Source organism: Dokdonia sinensis (assembly GCF_003688895.1).
Classification (GTDB): Bacteria; Bacteroidota; Bacteroidia; order Flavobacteriales; family Flavobacteriaceae; genus Dokdonia; species Dokdonia sinensis.
Genome location: NZ_REFV01000012.1, coordinates 1 through 16,408 on the forward strand (window position 1 = coordinate 1; position 16,408 = coordinate 16,408).

Here is a 16,408-nt window from a genome sequence, read left to right on the forward strand (position 1 = left end):
TGATCGTTACAGTTCCGTTCATAGGATCTGTTACCGAAGTTACTGTCGTAGGACCGCTACCGATATCATCGTTGCCGATCACATCAATGTCCACAGGAGTATCCTCATCAGTTACTGCCGTATCATCTTCAGCATCTGGCGTTGGAGTCACATTTACAGTTACTGTAGCTGTGCTCGTGTTTCCATTGTCATCCGTGATCGTGTACGTGAAGGTATCCGTTCCATTCGTATCAGGATCTGGAATATAAGTTACCGTACCATCTCCATTGATCGTTACAGTTCCGTTCATAGGATCTGTTACCGAAGTTACTGTCGTAGGACCGCTACCGATATCATCGTTGCCAATCACATCGATGTCTACAGGAGTATCCTCATCAGTTACTGCCGTATCATCTTCAGCATCTGGCGTTGGAGTCACACTTACAGTTACTGTAGCTGTGCTCGTGTTTCCATTGTCATCCGTGATCGTGTACGTGAAGGTATCCGTTCCATTCGTATCAGGATCTGGAATATAAGTTACCGTACCATCTCCATTAATCGTTACAGTTCCGTTCATAGGATCTGTTACCGAAGTTACTGTCGTAGGACCGCTACCGATATCATCGTTGCCAATCACATCGATGTCTACAGGAGTATCCTCATCAGTTACTGCCGTATCATCTTCAGCATCTGGCGTTGGAGTCACACTTACAGTTACTGTAGCTGTGCTCGTGTTTCCATTGTCATCCGTGATCGTGTACGTGAAGGTATCCGTTCCATTCGTATCAGGATCTGGAATATAAGTTACCGTACCATCTCCATTGATCGTTACAGTTCCGTTCATAGGATCTGTTACCGAAGTTACTGTCGTAGGACCGCTACCGATATCATCGTTGCCAATCACATCGATGTCCACAGGAGTATCCTCATCAGTTACTGCCGTATCATCAACAGCATCTGGCGTTGGAGTCACATTTACAGTTACTGTAGCTGTGCTCGTTTGACCGTTTGAATCTCTTATCGTATACTCAAAGGTATCTGTACCGAAGAAATTAGCGTCTGGAGTATATGTAAAAGTACCATCACTATTTACAACTGCAGTTCCATTTGCAGGTTGAGTATTGTTTACAACTGTGGTTGGTCCTGTTCCTATATCATCTGGTCCGTTTCCTCCGTTGTCAACAAAGATATCTCCCATTACTGGTGTGTCCTCTAATGTAGTAAACTCATCATCTACAGCATCTGGTGCCCCTTGAACAGTAATCGTAACGGTGTTATTGTTAGTACCATCTGTCGAAGTATCTTGATTCCCACTAGCATCTACAGTATCAATAATAATCGTAGCTGTTCCTTCAAAGTCAGGTGTAGGCGTGAATACTGCGCCTTCTAGGGCGGTATTAATATCTGTTAGACTTCCTCCTGTGATCGTAATAGACCCAGATCCATCACCGGTTACTACTAAACCAGGTACATCTGTAAGGTCGAGCGTACCGTTAGTCACATTAATCGTAACCGTTTGAGTCTGTCCATCACCATCAGTGATACTCAATCCATTACCACCTGCTCCAGTAAATGTAAGGGTTGTGTCCTCTGGAATGGTTTCCGTAGGCATCGCTATTACCACTACTGGTGCTGTATCGTTGTCAATAATATCAACAGTTGCAGGCGTAGTATCTACCGTGATCTGAGGATCACCAGCGGTAATCGTGCCTAAGGTCACAATAACCGTTTCATTCATTGCTCCTTCCACCTCATCATCATCATTCACCTCAATAGGTATCACAGCAGAAGAAGATCCTGCAGGAATCGTTATTGTGAATGTCATTATTTCTGTATAGTCCGTGCCATCATTTGAAGCGGTACCTCCTACAGTGAATGTCACGGTTGTAGGTGTGCTACTTACTATAGGATCTCCATTTCCATCTCTAAGCGTTACGGTAAACTCACCATCTACTGGTCCGGTTTCATCTCCAGTAGGAATAGTGGCTTCAATACTTATTGTTGCCGCATCATTATCCAGTACATTACCCGTGGCGCTACCTCCATCTATATTCAGGTTTGTAGCATTTGCTGGGTTACTGTCTGCTTGGAAAATCAATGTTTCTGTTTCCTCAATGATATCATCATCTAATACAACAAGGGTTACGCTTCCATCACTTGAGTTGTTTGGGAAGGTAATTTCAGTAGGGAACATCGTAACAAAGTCCGCTTGTTCAGCCGTACTACCTGCTCCGAAAGAGATATCTGCAACGATATCCATTCCTGTGGTATTCGTTAACGTCGCATTTGTTGCTTGATCGATTAGGGTAACTGTGTACTCTAAATTAACCTCATCACCAGGATCTGTTGTAGGTCCTTCACTTCCATCGTTTGGAGTTACAACAACAAGGAATTCAATGTTGTTATCGTTGTCCGTTATTTCGCCTTGAGCTGTATTAAGAACAGTATCTATGTCAAGTGCCTCTGTAGGGTCTGTAGGAGTTCCTGTAAATGCAATAGAAGCTATAGTTACGTCAACTGTTTCAAGATTTTCAATATTGAAATCATCAACCACATCAAGATCAAAAATAAACCCAGATGTACCTTGAACAATAGTTCCCGTGATCGTTGTACTGATGTCTTGAGTAACATCTGCGTTTTCTGCACTAGTTACTGTAAACGTAAGCTCAACATCTATATTACTGCCTGTACCATTTATAACCGCTAGTGGTGTCATTGCAGCTGTGCTATCTCCATTATAGAGATTTATAGCAAACCGTACTGAAACCTCATCACCCATAGTGGTCAACGGTCCTTCACTACCGTTCCTAACTAGTTCAATGCGGACACGTAAATCATCATCATCATTATCACTTATACTTCCTGTTACCACATTTGTGTTACCCGAAATCGTAAGATTTGTTCCTGTAAAAACACCTGTTTGCTGGAGATCGAGTGTCTCTGTACCCTCGGCAATACCATCTTCATTTACGTCTAGAGTAATGCTTGTGCTACTTGTTGTATTAGCAATACTAATTACCGTGCCTCCAGGAGCTGGAATATCTCCAGGAGTTAAGAAATCGGCTGCAACAGCACTTCCAGTTCCTGCATCTGCAACTTCGGTGGTTATCGGTGCTCCAGTGGCATTAGTCAATACCATACCACCCGGATTAGTGAGTGTTACATCGTATACAACTGCAACCTCGTCACCCACAGCAACAGGATTGAGCGTTGTACCTTCAGCACCACCTTGAGTATTGCTTAATGTGATTACTATTATGTCATCATTATCAATAACACTTCCTGTAATTGTATTTGTCCCGAGAGTTTCTGTGCCATTTCCACCCATAATATTACTTAAGGTGGCGGTGAGCGTTTCATCATAAATTCCTGCGGTGGCAGGATCATCTGTCTCGATGAGTAAATCGTCTGTTACTGGAAGAGTAATTGTTGTTTCCCCTGTCCCGCTTGGAATTGTAATTCCTGTAGGGAAAGCTGTTGTAAAATCAGGTCCTGTTGCCGTTCCTGCGAATGCAACATCTGCTGTGATAGCTACTCCTGTTTCATTTGTAATTTCAACTCCTTGATCATCTGTAAGGAATACACGATACACTAAATCAGCTCCATCTTCTGTACCATTTTGAACAACTTCAATGTTTAAGGTAGTTCCCGTTACGTCAGCATCGATAATGTTACCTGTTGCAGTATAAATATCTCCTATGTTTGCCGCTGCAGGCGGATTTGCAATGCCTATAATCAGGGTTTCTGTTCCTTCGACGAAATCATCGTTATTAACAGCTACGTCAAAAACAACCTCATTACCCGTAGCACTATCTCCTTGTCCATTAGGGATGGTCACCGTAGTAGGAAGTGTTCCATAATCTGCTGCTACAGCTGTACTGCCGGCTGGATATGTAAGATCAAAGGTAAGATCTCCACCAGTTGTATTATTCACTGGCATAGTTCCCGCAGCATCTGTACTTAGATATACTTCATATTGGATCGGGCTGGTTGCGCCTGCATTGTTCTCCATACCATCCATAAATGGTACGATTTGAACAAAGTAACTTTGAACCGTTAACAATGCTTCACGACTCATAATATCTGTATCACAAGCAGAACCTCCACTAACAGTCACCTTATAGAGATTGCCATTAAATGTGAAGGGGATATTTGTAAGTGTTAGCGTGGCTGTATCTACTCCACTATACACTCCACCGTTTACTAATGGTGTAAAGCTTGTTCCTCCATTCGTGCTCTCTAGCCATTCATATATTAGACCTGTACCAGAAAAATCACTCGTGAACGTTTCCGTACTTCCTACAATGGTTAAAACATCTGCAGGTAGTGCGTTGTTTTCATCTGTAACAGGGTTCGTAACTTCCTGATAGTCTGCCGTATTATTTACATCTACATCAGCTGGGAAAGGGTTTGCAACTGAAGTTGCAGGATATCCAGCAGCCTGAACTGTTCCGTTAGGTTGTGTAGGTACGGGAGCAGTATCATCTCCACCTCCAAACTGCGCATCTTGAACACCATCCACATCTCCATCATAAGCCTCGTTTGCATCGCTACAGCCATCTTCATCACTATCATAATCCAAGTAATCTGGTGTACCTGCTGTCGCTCCACTATCAGTAGGTGTGTTGCCCGCTCCTGCTGAAGTAGGAATACCATCTGATCCTGTGTTATCGACATTGTTGTCGTCATCATCTGCAAAACCGTCGTTATCTAAATCAGTTCCTCCAGACTCCGTAACATCATAAATACCATCATTGTCTGCATCAAGATCTAAACTATTAGGTTGACCATCGCCATCAAAATCGGCAGCTTCGTTACAAGGAATTGCAGTAATTCCGAAATCATCAAACACCGCTTGATCCAAAGTATCTGCAGGAGCATCATAATGATAAACTCTTACCCAGTAACTACTGTTTTGTTGCAAGAAGTATACTTGATCTAAATCTAAGAAACTAAATCCAGTTGTAGTAGTTCCAATCACAAAATCAGATAGTAAGACCTCTGGATTTGTAAAAGCAGCATCTGTTGCAATTAGGATCGCAATCTTATGATCATCAAAATAATCGTTCGGGTTTGCTGGACCATTGAAATCCTGCTCTCTGTTATTTTCTGAAAACTGCGTCAATCTTGCATTTTCATAATTGGTATTTGTCGTAAAGTTATACTCTACATAGTCTCCATCTGCAATTGCCCCAGGAAGTGATCTTTGATCTACATTTCCTAAAGTAACAAAGGTCTCGGTTTGAGGTACATTTGTTACTCCTGGTCCAAAACTTAACGGACTTGTAGAAGCAATCATATTCTGACCCTGTTCTGCAGGAGTTGCCGACTCATTCAAAGGAGGAGTTCCGCCCGGATTTCCATTAAAATCATACTTAGGATAGTAAGAGAAGCCTGCATTACAAGTTGGTCCCTCAACAGTGTCTAGGATACCATCATTATCATCATCTAAATCGTCTGCATCTTTAACCCCATCATTATCAAAGTCTGGTCTATCGTCTATAGGATCACAAGCATCTGCAATTCCATCTAGATCTATATCTGGACCGAATGTCGTTACATCGTCATTTGTACCCGGATATGTCGCTGCAGCATCAGCCACAGTTCCATCTGCATTGACACCGCCGTTTGCAAATGTGAGGGTACCAGTACCAAATTCACCGCCGTCACCGCCGTCTGCATTTGAATCCCCATACGCTTCATTTGCATCACTACAACCATCATTATCGCTATCAGTTTCAAAAGAATTAGGAATACCGTCACCATCTACGTCTCTATCACATCCAAAAACGCGGAGGTTCGACCCCATATTAGAAGGATTTGTACCACCTGTAAATGCAACAGCTGAATATTCTATCACAATACGATTTACAGCTCCTAGTGATAGTAGCTCCATATTGTTGTCAGGGTTATTAGATGTGTCTCCACCTCTATAAGCTGTGAACTGATTTCCTACTTGTCGTATATTACCTCCTATTTCGATAACATCATATCCTACTGGAGTTGAACCAACAAACATTGTTATATTAAAAGACTCACCGTAATCGCCACCCATACTCTGGTCAAAATCAGTAAACCTAAATTTCACATTCTCTAATGTAAGATCAGATACGTATTCTATCGTATTGCTTTGAGAGAGGTCGCTAAAATTATTTGTAATAGCAAAAGAATCCCCCGCACCACTAATAGTTGCATTTGTTAAGGTTCCTGGATTTGGTTCCGTAATATTCGTGGTAATTGTAATTCCTTGCTCTGAGGTATACATACCACCATCTGTAAGCGTCTGGTCAGCAGCATAAGTGAGTTGCACACAAGCTTCTTCGACAGTATCAAGAATTCCGTCATTATCATCATCCAGATCGACATTGTCAGGAATACCATCCATATCAAAGTCCATCGTTTCTCTAAAGTCTACTTCAGGAGTACCTGGAAGATCATCGTTATCAGTATTTGCCGCTCCGCCGTCAAGGTCATTGTTTACGTCCCAAGCAAAAGGATCTACCGTCACATCAAAACCATCATCCAGACCATCATTGTCATCATCTACTCCCGTAAATATTCCAACACCAGCCTCGTCGATATCCGGCACACCATCATTGTCAGAATCGGTATCCAGATAATCTGGAATTGTGTCTGAGTTTACAGCCGTACCATCAGAATTTGTAAGAGTAGAAAGAGGTGTGCCTCCCCCAAAGTCAGGATCATATTGATTATCTATTCCATCAAAATCATCATCATTTCCAGAAGGTGGTTGATAACCAGCAGTTGTTTGAGCCTCTACATTATCAGGAATTCCATCATCATCTGCATCAATATCATATGGGTTTGGATATGGGCTGTTATCTGTATTTGTAAGTGGTCCACTTACACCAGAACCGTCTCCAGCGTCTTCAGAATTATCTGGGATACCATTTGCTCCTACTGGGCTGTCATCACGACCATTACCGTCAGGATCATTTGCTGTATTTCCTGCCTCTACAATATCTAAAATACCATCACCATCACTATCTGCGTCAAATTTATTAGGCACACCGTCCCCATCAAGATCACATTCTGTGAATACACGTAACGAAATATCATCTAAAAATAGATCATTACCAAAACCTCCAGGAGCGTTATTAATGAGTTTAATCACTAATTCAGTTTCTTGAGCTTCGAAGCGAAGTTTAGTCTCAATCCAACCAGTCCCCTCTGCTTGAGGTCCAGATGTGGCCGTCTCATACCGAACTCCTGTTGTAGACTCTACAACAACCTGAACATTAGGTAAAATAGGATTATTTGCATCACTACCATTTTTGAGCCAAAAGACTACTTCGTAATCAGAGCCTACTAATAGACCTGTGGAAGTTCTTTCGTAAAAAATACCAGGCTCAAAGGCCGCATTTACGACAAGCGCTCTTCCATCTGTATCTCCTTCGGTATGATCTGGCTCAGTGTCTATCCAGAAACTTCCAGAACCATTTGCCGCTAGATTATCTGGATCATCTATGGCATACTCGCCATCAAAAATACCATTTCCTCCAGCACTCGTTCCTGGCTCATAAGAATATGAGGCCGACACAAAAGGATTAGTTGTTCTTGCTCCAGTTCCAAAATCTTCTGCAAAAATAATTCCAGACGCAGGTAATGGCTGGCAGTACATTTCCTCTTCTACGTCAGGAATACCATCATTATCATCATCTTCGTCTACATTATCCGGAATACCATCACCATCAAAATCCTCCGTAGGATCTCTATAATCTACTTCTGGTGTTCCAGAGTTTTGCACATTTGGTAAGGTAGAAGCACCCGTGTCTAAATCATCGTTTGAGTCAAACGTTGCATTATTATCATCATAAGCATCTAGAAGCCCGTCGCCATCTGTATCTGTAGTTGTACTTGCAGGTGTATACCCTGCTTCAATCACATCATTTGCTCCTTCATTATCTGAATTTGTATCTAAATAATCTGGCACAAAATCACCATCTGTATCTACAGGTGTAAGACCTTCATCGCCAGCACCTTCAAAAACGTCAAGCAATCCATCGCCATCCGTATCTGCTCCCGTAGGTGCTATGTAGGATGCAGGATCTGTAAGCTGCGCTTCTACATTATCAGGAATTCCATCATTATCTGAGTCGATATCTGCCTCATCGGCAAAACCATCTCCGTCACTATCGATTCCATCTCTAACTACATAATCATAGTCGTTGCCCGCTGTCGCAAAACGGGTTACCCCACACACATCAAAACTTAATGATGTGAAGTTAGTATTTGGGCTTGCCGTACCATTTACTGCCGAGGCTGTAAAGTTAAATTCTGATTGCTGGAAGTAAGCAAAATATACTGCAAGGTCTGTCCTAAGATCTACTCCTGTAAAGGTTGACATAGGGCCTTGAAACTCTACTCCTCCCGTTTCATTATCACGTATATCTAGCTGGGTAGCGTCATCTACCACATAAACCCCTGGCATTTGTAGGGTAATCGTCTCGTTTGCATTTGCGCCGTCTATATCGTTAAATGTACCCGCAAATCGTGGTAAAGGAAATACAGTATTTGTTCCTTCAAAAACCAAACGCACATTAAAAGTCATTTGCGCAGTTTCTCCAGCAGGAACATTATATTCTGGTTGCCAAGCATTAGGATCACCTTGACCTGGCGTATCATTATCTATAGTAAATGTCGTAATATTTGTTGTAGCACTTACTACAGTAATTAATGCATCAAGATTAGTTCCCTCAATATTAACCACATCTTCAAAACGGTATACGTCTCCTTCAAAACCAGCACCTGCATCTGTTTCGAGGGTTACCATCGTAGCATCAAAATTAGGCGTAGGGAAAATACAAGATGCAGGATTTGCTGGATCAAAAGCTAGCGCTTCAACAATATCCAGAATACCGTCATTATCATCATCAATATCTATAAGATCCCCTATACCATCTCCATCAAAATCTGGAGTAGTCCTGTAATCCACATCCGTAAGATTTCCATCTGCTTCGGTATAATCTGTAGCTGGATTTGTCACATTACCTTGCGGTGTCGTATAAATAGCTGTATTGTTAGATGGTTCATCTGCAGCATCATCTAGACCATTACCATTAGTATCGGAACCAGATAATGTAACACCTGATTCTTCTGTATCTGTAATTCCATCACCGTCTGAATCTGTGTCCAGATAATCTGGACTTCCTGTTCCATCAGTATTAGGTAAGGTAGCGTCAAAGGGATCTGTTCCTACAGGGTAAGGCAGCCCTGGAAAGGGATCACCTACCTGCTGTACATTTGCCGTATCTGGTGCTGTCCATCCTGCAGTTGTTTGTGCTTCTACGTTATCTGGGATCCCGTCATTATCGCTGTCTAAATCAGTATAATCTGGAATTCCGTCTCCGTCTGTGTCAATTAACTCACAAGCCTCAACAATAATTTCAAATGCATCACCACCGTTTCCTTCAAAACCTACTCCAGTCCAAGTAAACACAATTTCATCAAATACACCTGCTACAAGTATTGAACCTGCCGCAGCGCCTCGAGTTCTAGACTGATCTGCTTCTGGATTTGCATCTTCTACCACAATACCTGCTTCTCTTCTTACGGAAGAAGATGTTACTATAAAATCATCAGTTCCAGATAATTTATTAAGTGTTCCAGGAGATGCTAACGTAAGCTGTATTGAATTAGATAAAAATTGACTGGTACCGCTAAAAAAGAACGTACCGCCCAATCTATCTAAATGAATTATTGGATTCTCAACAGTTTTGTCAAATGTAATTGTAATGGTTCCTGACCCTTTATCATCACCAGGAGCATCGATGTTTGTATCTGGAGATTCCGCATTGCCATCCCAGTTCAAATCAAGGACTGCACTAGAAGCTCCGTTGAGTGGTCCATCATTGGATTGATAAAAGTTAGCACCAAAATTACCTGATGAATTACTTGCAAAATTATCTGCGTTTCCATCAAAGGTTACTGATACTGCAACATCTACTCCAGATGCCGTTGTAGCGTTGAATGTAAATGGCGTTGACCCTCCAAACGGTGTCGACCCCGACCAAGCACCAGTTGTAGAAGGTGTACACAAGCCCTCTTGAACATCTGTTATCCCATCATTATCATCATCTACATCTACAGCATCTGGAATACCATCCATATCAATATCTGGTAGGGATCTATAATCTACATCGCTAGTATTTCCATCGTCTTCAGGAAGTGTTGATGGGTCATCTAATGTTCCTTGAGGTTCTGCATAGGCATCCATTATTGTATTCAGGGTGCCGTCCATAAAATCATCTAGACCATTTCCATTTACATCTGTATTCAGCAATGCAATATCTGCCTCTATATTATCAGAAATGCCATCATTATCGCTATCAAGGTCTAAATAATCTGGAGTTGTTCCATCACCATCTGTATTTACAGGAGTAAGTCCTCCAACAGGAAAATTATCTGGTAATCCTGGACTTGCAAAACCTTGTTGATTTACAGTGTCTGAAGGTGCTACAAAGCCAGCAGTAGTCTGGGCCTCAACAGTATCTGGAAGACCATCATTGTCTGAATCTAGATCGAACTGATCAAAAACTCCATCGTCATCAGAATCTCTTCCTGATTGACATATTACAAACTGCGTAGAATCAAATGCTCCAACAGAATTCACAATATCAATTCTTACAGAAACACCCCCTATATTTCCTGTAGAGGAAACATTATAATCCGCAAAATCTCCAGGATTTCCGCCTGATACCGTAAAGGTATCATTTGTAGAATTTGTTGTGCTAAAAACTATAGTAGTAGTAGCCCCTTGACTTAATATGTTCCATCTAAAGTTAGGACCTGGATCTAAGGCTACAAAGGTTACTGTTTCAGAACTACTCATATTGGACTGCTGTCCCGCAAAAGATGCTGACTGAGGATCGGCTATGATAATAGGAGCTTTATCCGTAAAAGTAAATGTGTTTTCTGCGAAGTCGCCAGTAGTCGTTGTATTGTTCTCAAAGCGTACGATACCGTCCGTATTTTCTGCAACATCATAGTTTGTATCGTTAGAACTTAGAGGGCTCACAATCAAACCCTTAACAGGATTTCCGTTAGTTGCACTAAACGCACTCCCTCCTGCGTCGCTCAAGGAATTATAATTAAATGTGTTCACAGTATCTGCAAACTCAACGGTATCAAGTATCCCGTCATTGTCATCATCTACATCAACACTATCAGGAATACCATCATTATCATTATCTGGTTGATCATCTGTTGTATCTCTGTAATCAACATCCCCAGTAGTTAAGACATCATTATCTGTATCTTGCAAAGTCGTAGGATCATCTAAACTTCCATTAGGATCTGTCCCACTAAAAGGCCCAAAAAGTCCTAGGGCCTCTTGACTATCAGTCAGTCCATCCTTATCACTATCTACATCTCTATAATCCTGAGGGTCATTGCTCAACCCATCTGTATTTACTGGCGTTATAGGAGATCCGTTGGTATCGTAAGCGTCATTTACACCATTACCATCTGTATCTGCTTCATTAATGTCTGGGGTCGTGGGGTCGTCTTCAATAGGTGATATGTAACCTACTGTAGATTGCGCTTCTACATTATCAGGCAGTCCATCTCCATCTGAATCCCAAGAGATATAACTACGCTCACCAGATGGACCTACTGTAGGAAATGTATTATACTCTACAAAAGGATCTACAACACCACCATTACCATCGTCTGGTCCTTCTGCAATACCGTCCATATTTGCATCTGTACCATTTTGACCTGGTATTAATCTGTTTTCAATAAGGTCATATATTCCATCGTTATCTGCATCTAGATCAATTGCATTTGGAAATCCGTCAGAATCAAAATCATCATAAGTTTCAATTTCGTCAGCTATACCATCGTTATCACTGTCTATATCCTGGAAATTATATCTGGTAAAGTCTCTACCAAAAGCTGAGTATGTATCGCCATCTATGTTCGCTTTCGCGAAAGCGGTACCACCATCATCACTATCTACTATATTACTCCATCCATCTCCGTCTGTATCTGTAATCGTGGTTCCTTCTATAGTACCATCACCATCCGTATCGGCAGTAGCTCCGAGCACTTCGACGATGTCAAAAATACCGTCACCGTCTGCCTCTGTGTCTATATAATCTGCACCATCAGTACCATCTGTATTAGGAACTGGTAAGAAACTATTTGCATTTAAGGCAGAACCATCACGATTGTCTATGGGGTCAAGCGCATCTATTAGTCCATCTGCATCTACGTCATTTGTTGCTCCAGCACCAAAACGACCATCATCATTATCATCTGTTCCACCAGCTTCGATAGTATCCGGGATTCCATCGTTGTCCGAATCAATATCTAAAAGATCATTTAATCCGTCTCCGTCAAAATCTTCAGGAATAATTCGTATTGAACTCCCTGCTACGACTGGACTTCCTAAGGCATCTACATTTGTGGTTATCAATCCTGTTCCGGGCTGACCACTACCATCAGGATCATTAGTCCCTCCGGCTTCTCTGTAATCTGTTATACCATCATTATCGCTATCTAGGTCAAAAATATCAAGTATACCATCGCCATCTGTATCTATAGGCTCACAACTAAAGCCTCCAAAGAAAAATCCGTCAGCGTTATTGCCATTACTTGATATGGTAAGATTTTGAATAGGCTGTAAGAACTCAATAGTACCACTTTCATCACTTCCACCGGGTAAAACAGGAACACCAACACTATTTGCCGTAGGAGAAGTAAAGTTGGGCTGACTGATAATTATATTTAAGTTACGTGCGGCGCCACCTTCTGTAAAAGTCAATGTCGTACCGTTTAACCCTTTTAAATTCAATCTCAAATTATTAACAGGTCCATTTGGAAATGAAAGTGTGGCCTCGATTGCACCATTAAAAACTGCAGCCGTTGGCGCAGTTCCTGCTGGCTCAAAAGCATTAGTATCTGTAAAATCTACATCTGTAAAAAGCTCGCTTCTTGTACCATTAGTTACAGCAAGTGTAAAAGGCTCTCCATTAAATGACCCTTGAAAGGTTCCTCCAGGATTTGCAGATACTGAGGTAAATGTAAATTCATAACACCCTTCTCGACCATCTGTTACCCCATCGTTATCATCATCTATATCTACACTATCAGGAATACCATCTCCATCATTATCTGGCATTACCAGCTCACGCCAGTCTCTCTCTGTAGTTCCTGCATTCTGATCATTAGGTTGTGATTGTGGAGTTTGACCTCCATTAGTAACGTTCGCAATAGACGTATTTCCGCCAGCATTTAAATCAAAAACATTTGCTATACCATCACCATCTGTATCACCTGCTGCAATTGACCCTGAGTCCAAAATACCGTCATTATCATTATCTGTCTCAGAACCCGCAAGTGTTCCGGAAGGCCCAAAAAAGTTTTCACTTAAGTCATTAGGATCTCCGCCTGCACCGTCCTGATCATCTGCATTTGTATCTGCATAGTCTGGCGCGCTTCCTCCGTCTGTGTTTGCATAACCGTGAGCGACACCACCTTGTGTAACATCATAAGCATCATCAAGCCCGTTATTATTTGCATCTATATTGCTAGGTGGAACATACGAAGTTGTAGGCAGTCCCTCAATATTATCTATAATACCGTCATTATCTACATCGAGATCTAGGTAATTTACAATACCGTCCCCATCACGGTCCTGGTTAAATCCAAATCCGCCAATTACGTTTCCAGGTGCATCAGGGTCATTGCTATCTGCAAGACCATCGCCATCACTATCTACTGGAATTCCAGCACCTACTATACCATCATTATCACCATCTACAACCTGAAAATTCCCCTCAAAAGTATCTGGCAATCCATCACCATCACTATCAAGGTCACAGTGATCAGGAATTGCATCATAATCACTATTTGCCACAGTACCATTCCAAGCGGCAGTTGCAGTATTATCCCATCCATCACCATCAGCATCAGAAATTGAAGTTCCACCTATGGTCCCATCATTATCTGGGTCGCCTAAGGTAGCATTGTTTACCCAAGCTTCTTCCGCATCTGTAATACCATCGTTATCTGCATCTTTATCCTTAAAATCTGCAAGCGCATTTCCTTGCGCATCTGTATCACCGTCCTTATTTGGAATTGTATAATTTATACTCGCACCGTCTGTATCATTTGTTTCTACAAGATTTGAGAGTCCGTTTCCTCCAAAAGGACCGTCGACCAAGCCGTCACTATCTCCATCCTGACCGTGACCTGCTTCAAAAGCATCTGGGATACCATCATTATCACTATCTAAATCCAAATAGTCTGGAATACCATCCCCATCTGAATCTTCTAGGATACAATACTCCATATCATAGATTTGCATCGTCACATTACCAGAGTTACCATTGTTTTTACCTGCAGTAAGTACTACTTCTGTAACCGGCCCTCCAAACTCTATCAATACAGAATTGCTAGGCGCATTAGCCCCTCCTGCAGAACTTACGATTGAATTACCACTTATAGCTGCATTACCGCCCAGATTGACATCTACAATTCTCGCCCCTTCAAACACACCATTATTAGTAGCCTCTACATCTAATCTATCCTGATTATCTATTCCCCCTACTTTAAACTCTAATTTATAAACAGGTTTAGAGAAAGTAAGTGTATACTCTGCCGTCGAACCGTTTGGAAAATTTGTTTGCCTAGGCTGCACATTGATATAACTACCATCTGCACCTAAAGAACCATTATTTAACGTTCTAACTCCATCTGCCCAAGTGGCACTCCCTTGGAGTTCATAATTAAAATCGACCGTTACATCTTGAAAACCAAACAGTCCCGTTTGTGTTCCTGGGTCTGCCTTATTTGCAAATGTTTGTCCCACGGGTACCGCACCAGGAGTACAGATATTCTCTTCGCCATCTGGAATACCATCATTATCGTTATCTAAATCTGAAATATTAGGCACACCATCCCCATCATCATCAAAATCAAAAGCGTTATTAAAGCTAAGATTTGCGATACCGATACGTTGACTTGTACCTCTATTGTTATCTATATTCGAATACACAAAATCAATACGAACCACTTCTTCAGGAAACGTAAGATCGAGAATACCTCCCGTATCACCGCTACCAGCATTACCGTTTATCCCTAAAAATCTATTATTACCTGTGTAAGCGACGTGAAAACCAAGTGTTCCACCATAATTTGCGGCAGTAATAGGTATCGTAGACCCATCTGGTCTAATCGCATTTACAAAAATTTCATCCTCAAAACTTCCTGCAATCTCGTCTATATCTTGCATAGAGAAGGTTAAGTTCCTTACAGGATTAGAAAATGCAAATGAAGTGGTAGATCCACCTATGCTACCTCTTTTATGCTCAATCTCCAGAATATTACCAAAACCAAAACCATTTACGACAGAGATTTCACTAATAGAGTTGTTTGCATTATCGTTAGAAACTGTCACCGTCGTCCCATCAGAAAAGTCTGACGTAACCGGGAAATCATTCTGCCAGTTTGCTCTTGTTCCAGAGAAACCAAAATCAGACTCCCAAGCTATTGAACCAGAGCCTGCAAAAGGCATTAGATTCAGATAACTCTTTCCTAAACTAGTTTTTCCTAGCGACGTATTTGCCGTTACAAAAGCTGTGATGATGGCAAATGTAAAAAGCCCTAGAATAAAACGCGTTGCTCGTACTGCAAACGCCTTACTAAGGACTTTCGAAAAACGTGATGTGGTGAATAAAGTAATTTTTTTCATACTATTTCAATGATTATGTCTATTATATGATCTTATATAAAATGAAGTATTTCTCGACAACATAGTTTCTATAATTTACTATTTGTAAGAAAAATGACATTTTATAAATGAACGCCACACTAGAAAATAATACTGGGTTTGTATTATAATTATCTTAGTGTTATGTCGTTGAAGTATATTCTTTGGTTGATTAAATATACGCAATGTTAAAGATAACTTAATTCTACTTTTCTAAACAACTGATATTGAAACATTTTTAATTTTTTAATTGACTTATTATTTTTATCGACAAAAAACACAAATTAATTGATGAAATGCATAAAAACTCCCTCTGCCATTGTTTCATTTGTTAAATTTTATTTAAAAAATTACTACAACTATAAAATTTAAAAACTTAAATGGTTTTAAAAATGGTTTCTCAAACTCTGGGTTTAATTTGTTTTCGATGAAATACACAATTTAGTATCTGAGTAAAATAGAAAATACGCTATTACATAAAATTCCAACTTTTATTAAATCTGTCTATTCCATAACATTTTTTCAAAAAATCAATTTTAAACGCATTTAAAAGCATCTTAAAGAACAACATACGTATACATATACGGCTATTGCAAAACCTTCTTAAAACCGCCTAAATCAATTCATTTTAAATAGAAATAAACTATAAATAAATATGCTGCTATAATTAATTACTATGTAACATACTTTCAT

1 protein-coding gene is annotated in these 16,408 nt (G+C 40.8%); it reads right to left on the bottom strand.

Translation table 11 applies throughout. The features are described 5' to 3' along the window. A partial coding sequence (locus EAX61_RS11970) for an Ig-like domain-containing protein (protein WP_121917940.1) occupies positions 1-15,697 on the bottom strand: 15,697 nt, incomplete at its 3' end. Positions 15,698-16,408 lie beyond the last annotated feature (711 nt).